Genomic DNA, 20812 nt, shown 5'->3' with positions numbered 1-20812 from the left:
AATGCCCAATGCCCAATGCCCAATGCCCAATCTATGTAGACTTTCCAATTGAACCTCAAGAATTACTTTTGGGATTTCTCAACAGTACGATAGATGCCCAAGTGCGAGAGATGGCGAGTTCACAGCCTCCAATGGAAGCTAAAGCAATTGGATCTTTACCATCTGGGGTACGACAGTGGTTGCAAGCTTTAAATAGTGCATCTCATACAGTTAATGCAGATGCAATTGAAGTGGAACGACTAGAAGCGGCCTTAAAGGCTTGGACTATGCCGCTACAATACCAATTAACTCTTAAAACTCTGTTTCGTACCTGTTTTCAATTGCGTTCTCCTGAGTCTGGCGAAACAGATTGGACATTGGCGTATTTCCTGCAAGCGGCTGACAATCTAGAATTTTTAGTGGATGCGGCAACTATTTGGAATAATCCAGTTGAACGATTGGTTTATGAAAAGCGGACAATTGAGCAGCCACAAGAAACATTTTTGCGAGGTTTGGGGCTAGCTTCCCGATTATATCCAACAATAGTAGCCAGTTTTGAAACCGAATATCCCCAATATTCTCATCTCAATCCCATCCAAGCTTATGAGTTTATTAAGGCTGTTGCTTGGAGATTGGAAGACAGTGGTTTGGGAGTAATTTTGCCTCCCAGTTTAGCCAACCGTGAAGGATGGGCGAACCGTTTGGGTTTGAAAATTACTGCTGAAACCCCAAAGACAAAGCAGGGACGTTTAGGATTGCAGAGTCTACTAAATTTCCAATGGCAATTGGCAATTGGGGGACAAACTATTTCCAAAGCTGAGTTTGATAAACTTGTGGCTTTAAATAGTCCGCTAGTGGAAATTAACGGCGAGTGGGTAGAATTGCGATCGCAAGATATCAAGACAGCCCAAACTTTTTTTACCACTCGCAAAGACCAAATGGCACTTTCCTTGGAAGATGCCTTGCGTTTCAGTACAGGGGATACCCAGGTAATTGAAAAATTACCAGTGGTTAGCTTTGAAGCATCTGGGGCATTGCAAGAGTTGATTGGAGCGCTAAATAATAACCAAGCGATCGCACCTTTGCCCACACCAGCAGGCTTTCAAGGACAGTTGCGACCTTATCAAGAACGAGGTGCTGCTTGGTTATCCTTCTTGGAACGTTGGGGTTTGGGTGCGTGTCTCGCAGACGACATGGGACTCGGTAAATGCGTAGCGAATGATACTTTAGTAAATGTAAATGGACTGTTACGCACAGCCGAGACAATCTGGACAACTCACGCTGGAGAAACAGAATTTGACGGCGAGGGATTTTGGGCTAACCCCACTGAGCAATTATTAGTTAATTCCATAGATGAAAAAACTGGCAAAATTGTCCAAGCTAATGTCAAACGGTTGTATCGGCAGCAAGTCTGCGAGAAATTACGAAAAATCACGTTAGAAGACGGTAATAGTATCACTATCACTCATCGTCATAAGTTGCTGACAAGTAAAGGTTGGACAAATAACTTACAGGTGGGTGATTACGTTTGTGTACCAGGTAAAACGCTTTGGAATGGGCAACCACAAGACCCTGATTTAGTCAAGTTTCTTGCTTGGCAGATTGCCGAAGGGCATGAATTACCCAATGTGGGAAGAGTCACAATATCCCAAAAAGACACCAAAGTATTAGAGGATCTACTCCAGACTTGCCAACGCATTAAAGAGCGCTATAACCTCAAAATTAACAGTCCTAATATCTGCACCTTCCCTAACAGAGTTTCTTGTCTTCGAGTTAACAGCCAAGCCTATCGACGATTTTTAGAAGCTAAAGGTTATGTTTGGGGGAAACTATCGGCAGAAAAATCCATTCCGCCCTTCATTATGCAGGCAGACTTGGATAGTGTGCAGATATTTTTACAAAACTATTTTGATGCTGAGTCTGCCGTTGTTTTGAGTATGGGGAGTATCGAAATTGCGACAGCTTCAGCTTTACTAATTCAGCAACTTTCTGCACTGTTGCGGCGCTTCGGCATCTGGTTACGAATATCGTCCAAACTGAAGTGTGCCACTAATGGAACTTGTACTTTACGCACCTACTATATTGGTGTAATTGGTGGAAATTCTGCCCGCAGATTTTTGCAAGAAATCGGTTTTAGTAACTCAGAAAAACAGCAGAAGTTAGAGCAAATTTGTCAATTGGAAAGCAACACAAATATTGAAGGAATTCCTGCTTCTGATATTGTTGCCCAAACAGTCAGAACAACGGGACTACCGTTGCGGCATTTTGGGATGCATAACACTGTTTATATTAATGGCTCACAGCAATTTTCTAAAGATAGTTTACAGCGAGTAATAGCAGGGATGAACCGCATGATTAGCGGAGAAGCCCAAGAGCAATATAAGTTACTAAAACCTTCCAAGTGGACAACTCAAACTTTGTCAGCCTATGGCAACCTAGATGTAGAACAGTTGAGCTTAAACAGACAGTCTTTGCAATGTCTTCTCGACCAAGAGGTATTTTATTGCCGGATAGAATCAATAGAGGACATAGATTATGATGGATGGGTTTATGACTTTGAAGTTAGTGAACATCATAATTTTGTTGGTAACAATATTATTTGCCATAACACTGTCCAATTCATTGCTTTTCTGCTGCACTTAAAAGAACAAGATGCACTAGAAAATCCAACTCTATTGGTTTGTCCAACTTCTGTTTTAGGCAACTGGGAAAGGGAAGTCAATAAATTTGCACCAAGCCTGAAAATTTTGCAATATCACGGTGACAAACGACCGAAAGGAAAGGCGTTTTTAGAATCAGTTAAAAAGCATGATTTAATCGTCACCAGCTACTCACTTCTTCATCGAGATATTAAGTCATTACAAAATGTCTCTTGGCAGATAATTGTTTTAGACGAAGCCCAGAATGTGAAAAATCCAGAGGCGAAGCAGTCAAAAGCAGTACGAGAATTATCAGCTACATTTCGCATTGCATTGACGGGGACACCAGTAGAAAATAGACTGCAAGAATTATGGTCTATTTTAGATTTTCTGAATCCAGGATATTTAGGCACTAAACAATTTTTTCAGCGTCGATTTGCTATGCCAATTGAAAAGTATGGAGATACGGCTTCTTTGGCTCAGTTACGTTCATTAGTGCAACCATTTATACTGCGGCGATTGAAAAGCGATCGCGACATTATTCAAGACTTGCCAGATAAGCAAGAAATGACCGTATTTTGTGGTCTTACTGGTGAACAAGCAGCACTTTATCAACAAGTTGTAGAAGCATCTTTAGCAGAGATAGATTCTGCTGAAGGATTGCAACGTCGAGGGATGATTTTGGCTTTACTAATCAAACTCAAACAAATCTGCAATCACCCAGCCCAATATTTGAAACAAGCGACATTGGAGCAACATAACTCAGCCAAACTTCTGCGGTTAGAAGAGATGTTAGAAGAAGTTTTAGCAGAAAACGATCGCGCTTTAATCTTTACACAATTTGCTGAGTGGGGTAAGTTACTTAAACCTCATTTAGAAAAACGATTAGGACGAGAAATATTCTTTTTATATGGCAGCACTAGTAAAAAACAACGAGAGGAAATGATCGACCGTTTCCAGCACGATCCTCAAGGCCCTCCAATTATGATTCTTTCTCTAAAAGCGGGAGGTGTAGGACTGAATTTAACACGAGCAAATCATGTATTCCACTTTGATAGATGGTGGAATCCAGCCGTGGAAAATCAAGCCACGGATAGAGTATTTCGGATTGGTCAAACCCGGAATGTGCAAGTACATAAATTTGTTTGCACTGGCACTTTAGAAGAAAAAATTCATGACATGATTGAAAGCAAGAAACAACTAGCTGAACAAGTTGTGGGTGCTGGCGAAGAGTGGTTAACTGAAATGAATACAGATCAACTCCGCAACTTGCTACTACTTGATCGCAGTGCATTAATTGACGATGATGCAGAATAAGTTCGTAGTAAGGACTTTAGTCCTTGTATTGAGCGATAAATCGCTCACTACGAACCTAGTAAAATTAATGAGACAGACTACTAAGTTAAATATGTGATATTAGTGAAAAATATTACACCTTCTTCTTTAGCCTGTGCCATCATGTTAAACCACTTTGCTCACGGTTATGCATTGTTAATTGGGATTGGCACAACAGCCGAATCCCGATGGTCATTGCCTGTCACAGTTAAAGATGTGCAAGCCCTAAAGACGGTGCTAATCGACCCAAACTTGTGTGCCTATCTGGACGATTCAGAACATATTCGCTTATTGCAGAATGAGCAGACGACGCGCAGCGCAATTTTGGATGGATTAACGTGGTTAGAGGAAAAGGCTGCTGCTGATAAAGATGCAACAATTGTAGTTTTTTACTCTGGGCATGGGTGCTTTGACTTATCAAGTCAGTGCTATTATCTGCTCCAACATGACTTCAATTCCACAGACATAGCTAACACCGCTCTGTCTGCCCAAGAATTTACTCAAGCTTTGCGGCAGATTCAAGCAAAGCGGTTGTGGGTGGTAATTGATAGTTGCCACGCCGAAGGTATGGCTACTGCTAAGGGAGAACTACCTGCTGACTTTATCGCTACGGCATTGCCCAAGGGGGTAATCGATGCCTTGAAGCAGGGCGAAGGACGGGCGGTGTTTACTTCCTCTAGGGGCAATCAGCGTTCTTACATACGTCGTGATGGAACCATGAGCCTCTATACTTATCATCTAATTGAGGCATTGCGGGGAGCGGCTAATCAACCAGGGGATTCCAAAGTCATGCTCTCAAACCTGATCAATCATTTGGGTAAAACCGTGCCAGAGAGCGCTAAAACCCAACGTCAGGCAGAACAGACTCCGTTTTTTGATACGGCGATGGAAGATTTTCCTATTGCCATGCTGCGGGGAGGGAAGGGACTGCCAAATTTAACCCCAGTCTCGGACTTGCCTAAAATTATGACTGATCAAGAAGTGGTAACACCTGCACTAGCAAGAGCAAAACGAGCGTTAGCATTTTTGGAAGAACAAGCTGCTTCCTTTGGAATTCGGATTCCAGTGGATTTGCAGATTGAATTGGAAGAGAAACGCCGCCAGGTAATTGAATTAGAGTCCCGGCATCAAAGAACAGGATTGGATTAAGCAAATATAGCCCAATACGCATATTTAGTGTTCGGATATCTCCCAAATCCCCCTTAAAAAGGCTTGCTCATATCTCTTTTACCCCTTTTTTAAGGGGGTCGCCGGAGGCGGGGGGATCTTAACCCAAGCGTATTAAAATATAGCCGACGATGATTTTTCTCGTTTCAAGTTCTGAGCATGAAGTTCCGAGTTCTGAGCATGAAGTTCCGAGTTCTGAGCACGAACTGCCAAGTTCTGAGCACAAACTGCCGAGTTCTGAGCACAAACTGCCGAGTTCCAAGCACAAACTGCCGAGTTCTGAGCACGAAGTTCCGAGTTCTGAGCACGAACGTCCGAGTTCCGAGCATGAACTTCCGAGTTCTGAGCACGAACGTCCGAGTTCCGAGCATGAACTGCCGAGTTCTGGAGGATACTGTGAAAGACTAGAGTTGCTCCACAGGCTTTTGATCCCCCCAACCCCCCTTAAAAAGGGGGGCAAGAGAGTTTCTTGAAGTCCCACTTTTTAAGGGGGATCTCTATGTTTGGTATTAGATTTATTTTTTATATAACTTTATGGATAATCAAGAAGCACTACAGCGAACTCTCAACCGCGCTTGTCGCGCCCTCCAGATATTAGAGGAGGAAAAAGCTAGTTTTGGGATTCGAGTTCCAGTAGATTTGCAAATCGAACTGGAGGAAAAACAAAAAGAAGTCACTAGCTTAGAGGCGCGATTAAGCCAGTTACAGGAAAAGCACCCAGCAAGTGTGCCCGATAATCTGCCCCGCTATAACGATGTGTTTGTGGGACGGAAACAAGAAATCGCTCGTTGTTTGGAGGCACTTTCACCAGAGGAACGCGGTTGGGGTGTGGCGATTGATGGTATTGGTGGCATGGGTAAAACGGCGTTGGCGCTGGAGGTAGCACACGATGCCCGTAAGCAAGCCTTGTTTGATGCCTACCTGTTTGTTTCTGCCAAGACTACCTGGCTCTCATCTGAGGGAGTGCGGGAAGAAACCCTTGCCCTGTCTTCCCTCGATAGCTTCTGCCGGGAATTTGCCAAGGGGTTGGGACAAACAGATATTGTGAAAATGACTAATTCCACAGAACGCCGCCGTGCCCTTCTCGATGCACTGCGGGGACGGCGCACTCTGTTGATTTGGGACAACTTGGAAACCTTGAATGCAGAAGAACGCGAGATGATTGGCGAGTTTTTGCGGAAACTGCCTACCCCCAACAAAGCGATCATTACCAGCCGCCGCCGCACTGGGGAAAGCGCTCTCACCATCCGCTTAGATCGTCTCTCAGAGGCAGAAGCTTTGGAATTAATGCAGGCGAAGGGGCGATCGCACACCCATCTAGCCCAGGAACTAAACGCCACGAAGCCAGAGATATTGACCGCTTTATATGAAGCGTCTGGTGGCAATCCCCTAGCGCTGGATTGGACATTAGGACAGGTGGCACACAAAGGCTACTCGATCAGTGTTGCCTTAGAGCGGTTGCGGAATGCCGCCAAATCTCGCGATCTCTATGGGTTTTTGTTTGCCGATGCTGCCAAAACTCTCTCTGAAAGCGATCGCACAGTGTTGTCTGCCCTAGTTGTATTCCTGACACCAGCAAAAACCGCAGCACTGGCAGATGCTACGGATTTGGCCATAACTGAGATCCAAGTTTCTTTAGAGCGGTTGGTAACTCTATCTTTGGTAAATGACTTGGATGGAGAACGGTTTGGACTGCACCCCCTCACTCGCACATATATCCGGGCAGCTGTGGGCGGAACGGATACTGTTGGGACTGCACCCCTAAGTGGAATTTGGTTTGATTCTGGCGCCCAACGCAAAGTTCTCCGCTACTGGGTGGACTTTGCCCAGAAGTACGGGGGTTACGACAAAGATGCCTACAAAACCTATGACAAGCTGGAAGCCGAGTGGCAGAACTTAGAGGGCGTGGCGACAACCCTGCGGGAGATGGCTGGTATCCCCGGTACGTTGAAAGACTCACAGGCTGCTCAGATGCTCATAGATTTGGAAAACGCTTTGTATAACTTTCTCTTCTTTCGAGGCTACTGGGATGAGCGGGTGCGCCTGAGTGAGTGGCGATATCAGGCAGGAAAGGCGCTGAGTCAGTGGAGTGATGCTGGTTGGGGAGCCTATAATGTTGCCTGGATTTACTACAATCGCGCAGAGACAGATCGGGCAGCAAGTTGGGCGGCTCAGATGGCAGAAGCGATGGAGCGGGGCGGCAACCGTCGGGACAAGGGTGTTGCAATTCGGTTGCAAGGAGTGATTGCAGAGCAACGCCAGGACTGGGCAGAGGCGGAGCGGCTGTACCAGGAGGCGTTAGCAATTTACCGAGAGTTGGAGGATGAAGAATGTGAAGCGATCGTCCTCAACGATCTGGGAGGAGTTACGCGAAAGCAGGGACAATATGATCGCGCCGAGTCTTACTACAAGCAAGCATTAGCGATAGAAGAAAAACGAGAAGATAAACAAGGACAAGCAATTTACTGTAATAACTTAGGACTTCTCGCCCTTAACCGCGATCGCTCTACAGAAGCCAGCCTTTGGTACGAGCGTGGGTTAGCCTTAGCGCAGGAAGTGGGACGACAAGATTTGGTGGCTAGCGCTCAAGTGGGGCTGGCGCTAGTTCTGGAAGAGGAGGGACACTACACAGATGCGCTACCTTTGGCACTGGCTGCTCTGGAAATCCAAGAGCGCCTGCGCGCTCAGGACTTGGATTGGACGCGCCAATTAGTTGAGCGGTTGCGGGGCAAGGCGGGGATTGAATAATTCGTAATTCGTAATTCGTAATTCGTAATTAATTTAAGGTTTTACGTCCCAGTGTCAGATTCCCAATCTGTAGGCGTATATTTGCGAAACTGATATGCTCCCAACGATAAACGTCATAGTTTGAGATATAGCGGTTTGCAGTTGAGTCCAATACAGACCTAACCCCCAACCCCTTCCCTACGAGGGAAGGGGAGTAAGATTCAAAGCCTCTCTCCTTGTAGGAGAGAGGTTTGGAGAGAGGTCAAAACTGTACTTTACCCAAGCGAGAACCGCTATAACTGTCACAAAATGATACCAACCCATTCATTCCATATTTTAAATTGACTTATGACTGATTACACATTACAAGCAAGCCGCGAATGGTGGTCACAACAATGGCTAGATTTGCTAGATTCCTATCGCTTTAAAAAGCGTTTAGAACGTGCAAGAAATTATTCTCGTCAAGGAAATGTTTTGAGCATCGAATTTAAAGGTGCGAAAGTATTGGCTAGGGTGCAAGGTAGTGAAGTAGAACCTTATAAAGTTTCCCTTTCCCTTGAACCATTTAGCGATGAACAGTGGAGTTATATAATTGAAACCATGTCCCAAAGGGCAATTTTTGCTGCCAAGCTACTAGCAGGAGAAATGCCACAAAACATTGAAGAAGTGTTCACAGCTAATGGTCTTTCGATATTTCCTTTTACCCTTGGCGATGTCCAGAGTAAATGCTCTTGCCCTGATAAAGTAAATCCTTGTAAACATATTGGTGCAGTATACTATCAGTTAGGCGATCGCTTCAGTGAAGACCCCTTTGTATTATTTCAATTGCGCGGACGTACCAAAGAGCAAATTATCAGCGATTTACGTCAGTTACGTAGTGCCAAGATTGAACCCACTAATATAGAAGCGCCTGATATTCAACAGTCAATTTCTAATAACAAATACTCGGTAAAAATTGATTCTTTCTGGCAATATAATGAGCCACTAGAGTCATCCTTAGTAGTAATTGTACCGTCCAGTAGCGAGACCGTATTAGATGTATTGGGAGCGATTCCCCTAGCGAAGGAAGAGGAAAATGCAGTAAATTCAACTTCGAGTGATGTGGTAATGAAGTATTTGAATACAGTTTACAGAGATGTGAGCCAGAAGGCTGTTTTAGCAGCGATGAATGTGGGAGGAAACTGACCGAATTTTAGGTTGAATAAGTCCAAATTAAAAAAAGATTTTCCTGATATCAGAGCCACCTACAGTTTATAAACAAGGTCTGCTTTCTTTATTTTTTCTCTAGCATATCCTGGAAAATATTAAGTATAAAACCGCTATAGCTGTAGTGTTACCGCGTTAGCGTAACGCACCATTTCAGTTTTCGGTGCGTTACAAAAGCCGTAACATACAATACAACTTTTCAACGCCCAAAAAGCAGTTTGGCATCAAAAATTACTTTTATCAATATAGCTTTAACAAAAAAGTTAAATAAGCTTCCATATTTGGGAACAATAAACCTATCGAATCTTAGGTAAGTAGGTTAAAAGCATTGACTCATGAAACTGCGGAACTTTTGTACCCCTCTGTGGAGAAATTGGTTAATGAGATTGTGGCAGTTAACCACGCTTGGAAAGTAGCTTGTGAATTATTTGGACATGATTCACCCCTATCTACTTCTTCGCAGGATTTAAAAACCTGTTTGCAAGTACGTTTGTTGCGAAGCTATGCACCAGAACAGGTTTATCTAATTGAAGATGAACAATCAGAAGGTGAACCCGTTTACAGCTTATGTCTCCGAGAACCTATAGGAAACCGCCTGTATGCAGAACATCTGCCAATTCGGATAGCTGAAGAAGTTCTTACGGATAAAGAATTAGAGAAATTCAAAAAGATATAACCAAGAGAAACAAGAGGGGTGCAGCGTGGAAATAGCAAAAGTTTGGGACATTATTTGGGATAACGAACCTTTTCATTGGGCAACTGCTTTTGTATTAGTAGTTGCAATTTTTGTCGAACTTTACACATTATGGCAGTATTGGCGCTCAGAGTGTGGCATAACTGGAACCTCAATTAAATTTTTGAGTAATTTGAAAAAGGGAAAGAATGTAAAGCTTTTAGACAAAGTTCGTCCCTGGTTAAAAGAGCATCTAGGAACCGATGACTTTAGTAGATTCAAACAACAAGATGGTAATTTCATACTGATAAAGTATCCATCGGTCTTAGCCCACCCAATACCTCGAACTTCCTTGCATTTTGTAATAACCTTGTGTACTGCCATCGGCGTTTTAGGAACCTTTTATGGTATACAAGAGGGACTGCAAGGAATCAATTTATCTACAGAAAATCCTAAAGAATTGATGACTGCCAGTAAAGGGCTACTAGTAGGAATGAAAACAGCTTTTTCTACTTCCTTGATGGGGCTTGGTTCTGGTAGCTTGTTTACTTTAGTTTTGTTTGGGTGTAATTCGCTACGGCAGAAACGACGTGATAGTTTGCGTCAGAAATTGAAGGCGATCGCAACTTTAAAAACCGCAGAGAACGACAACCATGAAGTAGCTGAAGCACTTAGTCTTGTAGCAAAAAACTTGACCGGACTAAAGCAGCTAAATGCCGAAGGCATTGGTCAAGCTGTAGGTAGGAGTATTGCAGAACAATTCGCAGGTTTAAATCAGTTGTCAGCCCAAGCTATAGGTCAAGCTGTAGGTCAGCAGATTAAGCCAGCCTTGGAAGCAATGTTCAAAGAACAGAAAAAACTTCGAGAAATTCAAGAAAACCAGGGACAGAGAGTTTTAGAAGAACTCATCAAAGATTTGCGAATTCAGGTACTCGAACCCATTGCAGATCGGTTAGATAAAAGTGCAGAGTTAACCCAACAAGCTTCCACCGCAGTGTTGACCCTGCATAGAGAATTGGGTGGTATATCTCAAAGTTTGGCAAGTTCCATCTTGACAATTCAGAACTTTCAAAAAGAAACTCTGGTCGAACTCCAAGGATTTGCTAAGAATTTGGGAGACACTCTCAATCAATTTCAAACAGATACAAAAGGTGTTTTACAACAAACAGCCGACGAAATTAATAGAGCCGTAGACCAAAGTATTCAAGGACTTACAGCCCAGCGAAGTGCTTTTGAAGCCAGTGCAGTACAAGCTGCTGCTACCTTCCGGGGAATTCGAGAAGAATTGCAAAAAGCACTACAAGAACGCGCAACAGTTGAACAGCAGATGCTTCAAGGATTTGCTAACAATATGGGGCAAACTTTGAGTCAATTCCAAACTGAAACTACAGGAGTTATACAACAAACATCTCACGAAATTAATCGAGCTGTACTTCAGAGTATCGAAGGAATGACAGCCCAGCGAAGTGCTTTTGAAGCCAGTGCAGTACAAGCTGCTGCTACCTTCCGGGGAATTCGAGAGGAACTGCAAACAGCGCTACAAGAACGCGCAATCGTAGAACAGCAGATGCTTCAAGGATTTGCTAACAATATGGGGCAAACTTTGAGTCAATTCCAAACTGAAACTACAGGAGTTATACAACAAACATCTCACGAAATTAATCGAGCTGTACTTCAGAGTATCGAAGGAATGACAGCCCAGCGAAGTGCTTTTGAAGCCAGTGCAGTACAAGCTGCTGTTACCTTCCGGGGAATTCGAGAGGAACTTCAAACAGCGCTACAAGAACGCGCAACAGTAGAACAGCAGATGCTTCAAGCTACTCGGACTGGAATTATCCAAATTCTCACGCAAGCAAATAGAACCTTTCATGAGCAAACTAATACTCTACAAACAGTGGGTAATCAAGCTTCTGGATTGATGAATGACGCGAGGGATAATCTTCTGGCTACTTTAGTAAATATTGATGCGACACTCACAGCAACTCGCCATACAGTAGAAGATGATTTGACAAGATTTAGGGAAGAATATCAAACAAATTTACAGACATTCTTTCAACAACAAAACAACTTACTTGAGGGGACACTAGGCAGACAACAGGAAGGATTATCTGGGGTTGTGAACAATCTTGATCAAGTCTTCAGAGAGGAATTTGAAAGACGTAGTGAATTGACTCGAGAAGTAGACGAAAGTATGATTAACATTCAGAGGTCTGTCGAACAAATTAACAGATTAGTTAGTGCAGCTGGATTAAATGATGCACAACGACTAATGCAACTAGAAAATCTTGCTCGTGGTATTGGTCAACAAGTGCAAATAGTAGACAATTCATACAGGGATTTGAATCAAAAATTTGACAATAGCCTTCAGTCTTGGCAGGGTCATCTCGAAGTTTCTATGCAAAGGACTGTTGACTCACAGTTAAGCTTTTTCCAACAAGCAGATACTTCTATGGCTAGAGTTTGCGGAGGTTTGCTAGAGACAGCAAAAGTGCTAGCTGCTGCACATGATAACCGCCAATTTGGTAATGGTGGAAGCAATCATGGATGATTTTATCAGAGGTGAAATTGATGCAGATATTATAGAAGATGATGACTCTAGTATCTATCTGTCTATTGGCGATCTGATGTCTGGTTTACTAATGTTTTTTGCTTTGCTATTTATTACTGCACTACTCCAGCTTGCACAAAAGGATGTACCAAAACGGGTAGTAATTGGTAATGTTGTGGGACAGATGAAAAGCAACAATATCAATGTCAAAGTAAACCCGGAAACTGGGGATGTCAGTATCCAAGAATCAATTCTTTTTGCCAAGGGAAGTACAGAACTTAAACTAGAAGGTAAAGCCTTCCTACGTCGCTTTATTCCTGTTTACAGTGGGGTTATTTTCTCAAAACCAGAATTTGAGCAGGAAATTAGCCGCGTAGTTATAGAAGGTCACACTAGCTCAGACGGAGACGATAAAACTAATTTACAACTAAGCTTGTTGCGATCATCATCAGTTTACAACTACATTTTTTATGATATGAATTTCCCTACCAAAGCACCTTTAAGCCAGAAAATATTGGCTGCTGGTCGGGGAGAAATTGAATCTGACGAAAAACGTGATAATCCAGGCGATCGCAAGGTAGTTTTCCGCTTTCAGTTTCGCAGTGATGAGTTAAAGAAAGATATTGTAAAAACCTCTCTTTAAAGGAGCTAAAACATTGAATTCTCAGTTTTCCATTCCTTCCCTGCCTGAAACTCCCCAATGTAGTCCTAATCAACTTATTCAACTTGCAAATAACTTACCAGATGCAACAATATCAATACCAAGTGTTGATAAAATATTGCAAGCTATTGAACAGGGTAAAGCTGATCAAGTAAGTAAGTTGGACTGGGTTTACTGCATTCATGCTAAAGCACAGTGGGATCAGCAAAATATTGACCGATCCAGGAAAACATCAGTAGCCATTTGGAAGGTAGCAATTTCTAACTCATGGTTGCAACATCAGCTATTGTGGCGTATAGCTCTTTATTATGGTGATTGGCAAGAACAGGTGTTAGCAAAGTCTTTAGCTGAAACTTTTGATATCTTTGCTAATTCTGACTTAGTTAGTCACCTGCTACCAGTTCAAATTATTCGGGCGTTTCGCAGTAAACAAGCAGGTATAGAATTAGCAAAAATTACTTGTGAACAGCGTATTAATAGAACTGAATTGCTAAACACAATCAAAGAAGATTTACCTCTTTGGATTCCATTATTCAGCAGATTTTTAGAAGAAATAACTCCCTATTTTACTACAATTCGTTCTCCAAATCGGCAGCAAGTAAAATGGTTGTTAAGTTGTTTGGATGAAATGTCAGAGAGTCAGCAAATAAAAGCTGTTAATCATTTGCTGACTAATGTTTCTAATGATATAGCAACCAATCATTCTTTACTGGTTGATTGGTTGAGAGATAACTATAGAAATGGTGAAAATTGGTATAAACTTTCAGATCCAGCAAGGCAAAGACTTCGAGAGTGGATTGGAGGTATCAATTATGGTGATTTCCAAAAGTTAGTAAATCTCATATTGAACAAGCTGGATTTAGAAAACTTCGAGTCAAATCGGCTATGTAGTCGCAGGGATTTTTGGGCTAATTACAGTAACCGCTTTGAACGGCTTCGTATCTTGTTACCCAAGACATCACAAATTGCTATAGGGTATGAAATCCAAGGTGATGTTGATCTATTAGAGGATGATGGTAGCGACCCGACAGAGGTTTGTATATTTGATTTTGGTGAGTGGTTTGTAGTCGAATTCTTTCGTGGAAGAGGTAGTGAGACACGCCTGTTTCCGAAAAATTCTAGAAATGAGCAAAGCCTTTTTGATGAATCCACGCTTTCAGTCAAGCGGATTCGTTGTCTGGGTGGCGATAAGCACGATCATGAATTTCTTTGGCAATTCTTTTGCCGCCAATGGCTTGCAAATAAGGGAATTAACCCAAATCCAGGTACTGAACCTTACAGAAACCCGACAGCAGATCAATTACAACAGCGAGAAAACAGGCTTGGGCGGTGGAAAAGAGAAATTGAATATCTGGAACGGCAACATCGAGTCTATGTGTGATGTTAGAAATTTTATAGAGACTACTGATGCACAATAATGGTGTCTCGATTTATTTCAATATAGGAATGCTGCTTAAACAATTCAACTACACATTGGAGGTTAGCTATAAATAGGGATTCTAATTCTGAGTTATTGATATTGCCTGTCGTTATTAAAAGTAGTTTATAAGGTTCCTGAACCGTTAAAAAAGAGTTGACAAAATCCACATCTTTGGTAATTAAAATCCGATTTTGTTGAATTGATACAGCATTAATCTCATTATCTGGCGTAGCATTTTCCCGTGGTAAGTCTCTGGTGTGGATCGTGTCATAACCTGAAGTTTTGAGAAAACGGGCAAGATGAACTGGTAACTGAGCATCGACAAGAAATTTCATGAGGCAATTCGATGAATGCTTTTGACTTGGCTGAGTCGAGCCGCAAATAACAAGACAGCCAAAATATCTTCAGATTCTAAATCGTCATAATCTGCCAATATTTCCTCAGTACTCATACCAGAACCGAGCAATTCCAAAATAAACTCAACTGGATAACGAAGTCCTCGAATACAGGGTTTACCGTGGCAGATATTTGGATTATGAGTGATGCGTTGTAGAAGTGTGTTATCCATGCTGTCAGTAATCCACAAAAGTTACGTTCACCTAATGAAGTTATAGTGCTTGTAAGGCGATAGAAAATATAAACTCATTATTGTGCCTGAGTCTTTCTTAAAGTTTGGTTCTTTTGACGCAGTTGCTCGATTACTTCTCTACTGTCAAGTCGTTCTCCGCGATCAAGTTGCTCAACCCCAATCATAATTTCCCTTTGCAGTTCCTCAAACCGACTTTTATAAATACGTTCCCGTTCCTCAAATAGCCTAATACCTGCAAGAATCACTTCTTCAGATAAGGAGTACTTCCCGCTTGCAACCTGACTTTGAATGAACTGCTCAAGCTCGGTCGTTAAGGAAATATTCATAAACTATTACCATATTTTTGTTCTCATATTCTAATTCTAGAAGCGAAATAACGGCAGTCCATTACGATCGCATTGAGTAAGATATTTTCGCTTTAAATATATAAAATAATACTAAAATTACTTAAGTAGCACGGCGATCGCACACATTCAACCCCCCTTCAAAATGCACCACAACCACGTTAAGCTGAATTAGAGTAGCAATTTGTTGCACTTTTTAATATGCAAATTTCTGTTCCTGTCAAATTTTAATTTTTTCTGCTTGAGAAACTCGGAATGCTAGACCAAATTTTTGATAACCTCCACTTTCATTTCAGCGTTGAAGCCCTGATAGTTCTGCTGATCCTGGTGTTTTTAGAGGCGGTGCTATCTGCTGACAATGCGATCGCCCTCGCTGCGATCGCTCAGGGGCTGGAAGACAAAGAACTTGAGCGTAAAGCCCTTAACTTTGGTTTACTGGTTGCCTATGTGCTGCGAATCACCCTGATTCTTACCGCCACCTGGGTACAAAAATTCTGGCAATTTGAACTATTGGGCGGTGTTTACCTAGTGTGGTTGGTATTTCAACACTTTACCTCTGAAGAAAGCAAGGACGATCATCATCACGGGCCGCGTTTTAACTCCTTATTGCAAGCGATCCCCGTGATTGCACTTACAGATTTAGCATTTTCTTTGGATAGTGTGACAACTGCGATCGCAGTTTCTCAAGAAAAATGGCTGGTACTAACGGGCGCAACAATTGGTATAATTGCACTGCGATTCATGGCGGGATTATTTATCCGTTGGCTAGACGAATATGAAAACCTAGAGGATGCAGGCTATATAACTGTAGCTTTGGTGGGCTTGCGCTTGTTGTTGAAAGTGGTAAATGATAATTTAGTTCCACCAGAATGGTTAATGATTACTGCCATCTTCCTAATTTTAGGCTGGGGATTTGCCAAGCGTGTTGGCATCCAATTACCCCAAGTAGAACCGGAAAAAAGCGAAGTCTCAAAGTAAATTAGGAGTGAAGAGTGAGGAGTTATGAATTTTTAACTCCTAACTCCTAACTCCTAACTCCTAACTCCTAACTCCTAACTCCTAACTCCTAACTCCTAACTCCTAACTCCTAACTCCTAACTCCTAACTCCTAACTCCTAACTCCTAACTCCTAACTCCTAACTCCTAACTCCTAACTCTCCATTACTCGTGCAACCAGGGTGTTAAATGCGGTTGCCAATTGACCAATTCTTCATCTTTAAACCACAAAGCAATTTCCTGTTGTGCGGTCTCTTGAGCATCGGAACCGTGGATCAGGTTACGACCAATATTAATCCCCAAATCGCCTCGAATTGTTCCCGGTTCTGCTGTTAAGGGGTTCGTCGCACCAATGATTTTTCTAGCAGCAGCAATTACACCATCTCCTTCCCATACCATCGCTACCACAGGCGCAGAAGTAATAAATTCGACTAAGCCAGCAAAAAATGGTCGTTCCTTGTGAACATCATAATGCTGTTCAGCTAATTCCCGACTGACTTTCAGGAACTTCAACCCAACTAAGGTAAAGCCTTTAGTTTCAAAGCGGCGGATAATTTCCCCCACCAATCCACGCTGTACTCCATCAGGCTTAATTGCTAAGAATGTCCGTTCCATTGCTATCTCCCAAAACTTAATAAAACTTTTGTTTATTGACACTCCCCATGCATAAATGCGGGGGATTCCAGCGTCATTGACGTTCCTTGCAATTGAGAGTCTTTCGACCAGCAGAAGTAGAGGAAACATCTCGACTGGCGTTACTTCCCGGATGCCCTCCGGTAGCGCTTGCACGACTTAAAATTACTTTGGCAGCGTTCACATCTCGTTGCTTGACATATCCGCAATGTGGACAAGAATGAGTACGAGTGCTGAGGGTTTTTTGGACTTTCGCACCGCAGTTACTACATTCAAGGCTAGTAAAGTGTGGCGGGACAGCAATTATTTCCCGCCCAAACTTCTCTCCAAAGTATTCAAGCCACTGGCGGAAGTTGTACCAAGAAGCATCCGTTATGCTTTTGGCTAGTTTGTGGTTTTTTACCAAGCCGGAAATATTCAAATCCTCTAAGACGACCTTAGCGTTAGCCAGAGTTAAGTTACGCGCCAGTCTCTTGGCGTGTTCATTCCTTTGTCTTGTTATTTTTAAATGTTTCCGAGCATAAATACCACGCGCTTTTCTTCTACCAGATGACCCTTTTTTCTTCTTGTAAATGTTACGTTGAACCCGCTTGATATCAAGTTCCGCCTTGCGTAGAAATCGCGGGTTTTCTTCATGATTGCCGTTACTATCAGAGTAGAAATACTCTAATCCAACGTCAATTCCAATTTCTGATGTGGCTGCCAAAGCGTCTTGTTGATTATCAACTTTGATGTGAAGCTCGCCACGGGGATACGACAGGTCGGCAGACTTAACGCAAAACTGCACATAGCAACCATCGGCTCTACGCACAATCCGAACTCGTTTAATTAGTTCAACAGGGTATTGATGAATATCCCATTTACCCAATAGTTTGAGTTCACCAATACCTTTTTTATCGGTAAATGTTATCCGTCGTTTTGTTGGGTGTAACTTCCAGCCTGAAACTTTGTACTCAACTGAACGACTATGTTTTTTGAACCTGGGATAACCTTTCAGCCCTTGTTTTTTCTTCTTGCAGTTATCAAAAAATCGGTTAATAGCACGTTCTACATTTTCTACTGATGCTTGAGTTGCATGACTATTTAAATCATTGACAAATTTAAATTCCGCTCTTAATTGAGTGTTGTACTGGTACAGTTCTTTTTTACCAACGCCGCGATTATCCATCCAATATCTAAGCACTTTGTTCCGCACAAACTGACTTGTACGAATAGCCTCGTTTATCGCTGTTGATTGGGGTTTTTTGATGACTGCCTTATATTCCAGTACCAACACTTATTTATCACCCCCGTTCTTTTGCTAGCATGTATTCAGATAATACACAATATCTAAGAGAATGACAACTAAAAAAGGACAAAAAAGATTAAAAAATATCCCAATATTACATGATGAGGTAAAAGAAAGACATCAAATAGTTATAACGCCTACAGCTTGGAAAAATATGCGACAAGAAGCCCAAAAGCGTGGAATTAGTATCAGTGAGTTAATAGAAGAGTTTGGACGGCGAATAAATTCGCCTACGGCTTACCCCCATAAATAAATTTAGGGGCTTGCACGCCGCGACTTGTTCGGTCAATTGTCCTGTATCACCGAAGTTGTGAACGCCGGCTTCCAGCGCTCAGACTTCTCTTTTTGTCTTTTTTCCAAGGGTTTTGCACTAATGAACACCAGTTTGCTCAACGGGGGAACCCGCGCACGCAACTAGCTGCCTAATAACCAATGACTAATGACACCTGACTCCTGACCAATCAGAGTTTATCTCAGAAATTAACCTTGGGTGCATATCGATTCTCAAATGAATGCGCTAGATTGTTAATTTGTGGGTGTAACACAGAGGTTAGGAATAAATGGGTGTTGAATCAACTGCTATATCTGACGAGGTGGTACTACCGTCCAGTGGACAGAAACTTGAAGTGAAAAATCATAAACAAAAAAAGTTGTTACCACCTAGTACTACCACAGGAGATTTACCTCACTCCTGGAAAATTGAGGATAGCGAAGAATTATACCGGATTGAAGGTTGGGGACAACCTTATTTTTCAATTAGCGCTGCTGGTCACGTTACTGTTGCACCCAAGGGCGATCGCGGCGGTTCTCTGGACTTGTTTGAATTGGTTAACGCCATGAAAGATCGCAACTTGGGACTTCCGATGTTGATTCGCTTTTCCGATATTTTGGAAGACCGGATTGAGCGGTTAAACGCTTGTTTTGCCAAAGCGATCGCCCGCTACAATTACCCTGGTGTCTACCGTGGCGTGTTTCCTGTCAAGTGCAACCAAGAGCGGCATTTGATTGAGGATTTAGTGAAATTTGGCAAGCCCCATCAATTTGGTTTAGAAGCCGGTTCTAAGCCAGAATTAATGATTGCTCTGGCTGTCCTGGATACACCAGGAGCATTGTTAGTTTGCAACGGCTACAAAGACCGAGAATACATTGAAACGGCAATGTTAGCCCAAAGACTAGGCCAAACACCAATCATCGTCTTAGAACAGATTGAAGAGGTTGATTTGGTGATTGATGCCAACCGCCAGTTAGGTATTAAGCCGATATTAGGTGTTCGCGCTAAACTCAGTACTCAAGGTATGGGACGTTGGGGAGCCTCTAGCGGCGATCGCGCTAAATTTGGTTTGACAATGCCTGAAGTAATCGAGGCTGTTGACAAGTTACGGGAAGCTAACCTCCTCGATTCTTTGCAGTTGATGCACTTCCACATTGGCTCACAAATCTCTGCCATCAATGTAATTAAAGATGCCATCCAAGAAGCCAGCCGCATTTACGTGGAATTGTCCATGTTGGGGGCAGATATGAAATACCTTGATGTTGGTGGCGGCTTAGGCGTAGATTATGATGGCTCCCAAACCAACTTCTATGCATCGAAAAATTACAACATGCAGAACTATGCCAATGACATCGTGGCAGAGTTAAAAGATACCTGTGCTGAACGGCAGATTCCCGTACCAACACTGATTAGCGAAAGTGGACGAGCGCTCGCTTCCCATCAATCGCTGCTGGTTTTTGATGTTCTTAGTACTAGCGATGTCCCCCTCGACGCACCAGAGCCTCCGCAAGAGGGAGAATCTCCAATTATTAATTATCTTTGGGAAAGCTACCAATCCATCAACAAAGAGAATTACCAAGAGTTGTACCACGACGCTGCACAATTCAAAGAAGAAGCCATCAGCCGCTTCAACTTAGGAATTTTACGCCTCAGAGAACGAGCCAAAGCCGAACGCCTCTACTGGGCTTGTTGTCAGAAAATTCTTAACATCACTAGACAGCAAGAATACGTACCCGATGAATTGGAAGACCTAGAGAAAATTATGGCTTCCATCTACTACGTGAATATGTCAGTGTTTCAATCGGCACCAGATTGCTGGGCGATCGATCAGCTATTCCCCATTATGCCAATCCACCGCTTGGATGAAGAACCAACCCGTCGAGGAATTTTAGCAGACCTCACCTGCGACAGTGATGGTAAAATCGACCGCTTTATTGACCTGCGCGATGTCAAATCGGTTTTAGAACTACACACCTTCAAGCCCGGAGAACCCTATTATTTGGGAATGTTCCTGAATGGAGCTTACCAAGAAATCATGGGCAATCTGCACAACCTATTTGGCGACACCAACGCCGTTCACATTCAATTGACACCCAAAGGCTACCAAATTGAACACGTCGTCAAGGGCGACACGATGAGCGAAGTGGTGAGCTACGTCCAGTATGACTCCGAAGATATGGTGGAAAATATCCGCCAGCGTTGCGAGAAAGCTTTAGAGGAAAAGCGCATCACCCTAGCAGAATCTCAACGACTGCTACAAACATACGAGCAGAGTCTCCGAAGATATACGTATCTAAATAGTTAGAATTGGGCATTGGGCATTGGGCATTGGGCAT

Annotated in this window: 17 protein-coding genes; 11 read left to right on the top strand and 6 right to left on the bottom strand. The window is 42.7% G+C overall.

Going from position 1 to position 20812, the window contains the following annotated elements; genetic code table 11:
• The first annotated feature begins 110 nt into the window (after positions 1-110).
• Both F8S12_RS41165 and F8S12_RS30735 read left to right on the top strand, forming a co-directional pair.
• Positions 111-3935 carry an SNF2-related protein gene (locus F8S12_RS41165; RefSeq protein WP_442946839.1) on the top strand — a complete coding sequence of 1275 codons (3825 nt, stop codon included), beginning with the start codon at positions 111-113 and terminating at the stop codon, positions 3933-3935.
• Positions 3936-4037: 102 nt separating this feature from the next.
• Positions 4038-5102, top strand: coding sequence for a caspase family protein (locus tag F8S12_RS30735; protein WP_331001464.1), 1065 nt, complete (start codon positions 4038-4040; stop codon positions 5100-5102).
• Positions 5103-5234: 132 nt separating this feature from the next.
• On the opposite strand, the gene F8S12_RS30730 is transcribed toward F8S12_RS30735, so the two are convergent.
• Positions 5235-5558 (bottom strand): hypothetical protein, encoded by a 324-nt coding sequence (locus F8S12_RS30730; protein WP_196520034.1) that lies wholly within the window; start codon positions 5556-5558, stop codon positions 5235-5237.
• Positions 5559-5654: 96 nt separating this feature from the next.
• On the opposite strand from F8S12_RS30730, the gene F8S12_RS30725 reads away from it, so the two are divergent.
• From F8S12_RS30725 to F8S12_RS30700, 6 genes are all read left to right on the top strand, one after another.
• A complete protein-coding gene (locus F8S12_RS30725; RefSeq protein WP_196520032.1) occupies positions 5655-7868 on the top strand; it encodes a tetratricopeptide repeat protein in 2214 nt (737 codons plus the stop codon).
• A gap of 327 nt (positions 7869-8195) precedes the next feature.
• Complete coding sequence (locus tag F8S12_RS30720; RefSeq protein WP_196520029.1) at positions 8196-9032, top strand: SWIM zinc finger family protein; 837 nt, start codon at positions 8196-8198, stop codon at positions 9030-9032.
• 349 nt (positions 9033-9381) lie between these two features.
• On the top strand, positions 9382-9729 hold the full coding sequence (locus F8S12_RS30715; RefSeq protein ID WP_196520027.1) for a hypothetical protein: 348 nt from the start codon (positions 9382-9384) through the stop codon (positions 9727-9729).
• Positions 9730-9754: 25 nt separating this feature from the next.
• Positions 9755-12274, top strand: coding sequence for a hypothetical protein (locus F8S12_RS30710; protein WP_196520025.1), 2520 nt, complete (start codon positions 9755-9757; stop codon positions 12272-12274).
• Positions 12231-12917: an OmpA family protein gene (locus tag F8S12_RS30705; RefSeq protein WP_230968379.1), complete on the top strand. Its 687-nt coding sequence runs from the start codon at positions 12231-12233 to the stop codon at positions 12915-12917. The genes F8S12_RS30710 and F8S12_RS30705 overlap by 44 nt, the downstream gene beginning before the upstream one ends.
• Before the next feature lie 13 nt (positions 12918-12930).
• Complete coding sequence (locus F8S12_RS30700; protein ID WP_196520023.1) at positions 12931-14316, top strand: EH signature domain-containing protein; 1386 nt, start codon at positions 12931-12933, stop codon at positions 14314-14316.
• Between the two features lie 20 nt (positions 14317-14336).
• Here the strand turns inward: F8S12_RS30700 and F8S12_RS30695 are convergent, their stop codons facing one another.
• The 3 genes from F8S12_RS30695 to F8S12_RS30685 all read right to left on the bottom strand — a co-directional run bounded on the left by F8S12_RS30695 (position 14337) and on the right by F8S12_RS30685 (position 15270).
• The gene (locus F8S12_RS30695; RefSeq protein WP_196520021.1) at positions 14337-14690 is read right to left on the bottom strand and encodes a DUF5615 family PIN-like protein; all 354 of its coding nucleotides are present in this window, start codon (positions 14688-14690) and stop codon (positions 14337-14339) included.
• The gene (locus F8S12_RS30690; RefSeq protein ID WP_196520020.1) at positions 14687-14923 is read right to left on the bottom strand and encodes a DUF433 domain-containing protein; all 237 of its coding nucleotides are present in this window, start codon (positions 14921-14923) and stop codon (positions 14687-14689) included. Before F8S12_RS30690 ends, F8S12_RS30695 begins: the two co-directional genes overlap by 4 nt.
• Before the next feature lie 77 nt (positions 14924-15000).
• Positions 15001-15270 (bottom strand): type II toxin-antitoxin system ParD family antitoxin, encoded by a 270-nt coding sequence (locus F8S12_RS30685; RefSeq protein ID WP_196520019.1) that lies wholly within the window; start codon positions 15268-15270, stop codon positions 15001-15003.
• Positions 15271-15543: 273 nt separating this feature from the next.
• Here F8S12_RS30685 and F8S12_RS30680 point away from each other — a divergent pair, with 273 nt between their 5' ends.
• A complete protein-coding gene (locus F8S12_RS30680; protein ID WP_196520018.1) occupies positions 15544-16266 on the top strand; it encodes a TerC family protein in 723 nt (240 codons plus the stop codon).
• Positions 16267-16449: 183 nt separating this feature from the next.
• On the opposite strand, the gene ndk is transcribed toward F8S12_RS30680, so the two are convergent.
• Both ndk and F8S12_RS30670 read right to left on the bottom strand, forming a co-directional pair.
• Positions 16450-16899: a nucleoside-diphosphate kinase gene (gene ndk / locus F8S12_RS30675; RefSeq protein ID WP_196520017.1), complete on the bottom strand. Its 450-nt coding sequence runs from the start codon at positions 16897-16899 to the stop codon at positions 16450-16452.
• 73 nt (positions 16900-16972) lie between these two features.
• Positions 16973-18193: an RNA-guided endonuclease InsQ/TnpB family protein gene (locus tag F8S12_RS30670; protein ID WP_196520016.1), complete on the bottom strand. Its 1221-nt coding sequence runs from the start codon at positions 18191-18193 to the stop codon at positions 16973-16975.
• A gap of 61 nt (positions 18194-18254) precedes the next feature.
• Between F8S12_RS30670 and F8S12_RS30665 the strand changes: the two genes are divergently transcribed.
• A complete protein-coding gene (locus F8S12_RS30665) occupies positions 18255-18458 on the top strand; it encodes a hypothetical protein (RefSeq protein WP_196520015.1) in 204 nt (67 codons plus the stop codon).
• A 307-nt stretch (positions 18459-18765) separates the two neighbouring features.
• Positions 18766-20781 (top strand): biosynthetic arginine decarboxylase, encoded by a 2016-nt coding sequence (speA, locus tag F8S12_RS30660; protein WP_196520014.1) that lies wholly within the window; start codon positions 18766-18768, stop codon positions 20779-20781.
• Positions 20782-20812: the final 31 nt, after the last annotated feature.

It is taken from the genome of Nostoc sp. WHI (genome assembly GCF_015714725.1).
In the GTDB taxonomy this organism is placed as follows: domain Bacteria; phylum Cyanobacteriota; class Cyanobacteriia; order Cyanobacteriales; family Nostocaceae; genus Nostoc.
Note: the sequence above shows the minus strand (reverse complement) of the source record. Positions and strands in the feature narration are given on the sequence as shown.

Excerpts from the sequence above, each read along its gene's own strand:
- F8S12_RS41165 (WP_442946839.1), top strand. The coding sequence starts at position 111 with ATGGCGAGTTCACAGCCTCCAATGGAAGCTAAAGCAATTGGATCTTTA.
- F8S12_RS30725 (WP_196520032.1), top strand. The coding sequence starts at position 5,655 with ATGGATAATCAAGAAGCACTACAGCGAACTCTCAACCGCGCTTGTCGC.
- F8S12_RS30720 (WP_196520029.1), top strand. The coding sequence starts at position 8,196 with ATGACTGATTACACATTACAAGCAAGCCGCGAATGGTGGTCACAACAA.
- F8S12_RS30705 (WP_230968379.1), top strand. The coding sequence starts at position 12,231 with ATGATAACCGCCAATTTGGTAATGGTGGAAGCAATCATGGATGATTTT.
- F8S12_RS30695 (WP_196520021.1), bottom strand. The coding sequence starts at position 14,690 with ATGAAATTTCTTGTCGATGCTCAGTTACCAGTTCATCTTGCCCGTTTT.
- F8S12_RS30690 (WP_196520020.1), bottom strand. The coding sequence starts at position 14,923 with ATGGATAACACACTTCTACAACGCATCACTCATAATCCAAATATCTGC.
- F8S12_RS30685 (WP_196520019.1), bottom strand. The coding sequence starts at position 15,270 with ATGAATATTTCCTTAACGACCGAGCTTGAGCAGTTCATTCAAAGTCAG.
- F8S12_RS30680 (WP_196520018.1), top strand. The coding sequence starts at position 15,544 with ATGCTAGACCAAATTTTTGATAACCTCCACTTTCATTTCAGCGTTGAA.
- ndk (WP_196520017.1), bottom strand. The coding sequence starts at position 16,899 with ATGGAACGGACATTCTTAGCAATTAAGCCTGATGGAGTACAGCGTGGA.
- F8S12_RS30665 (WP_196520015.1), top strand. The coding sequence starts at position 18,255 with ATGACAACTAAAAAAGGACAAAAAAGATTAAAAAATATCCCAATATTA.
- speA (WP_196520014.1), top strand. The coding sequence starts at position 18,766 with ATGGGTGTTGAATCAACTGCTATATCTGACGAGGTGGTACTACCGTCC.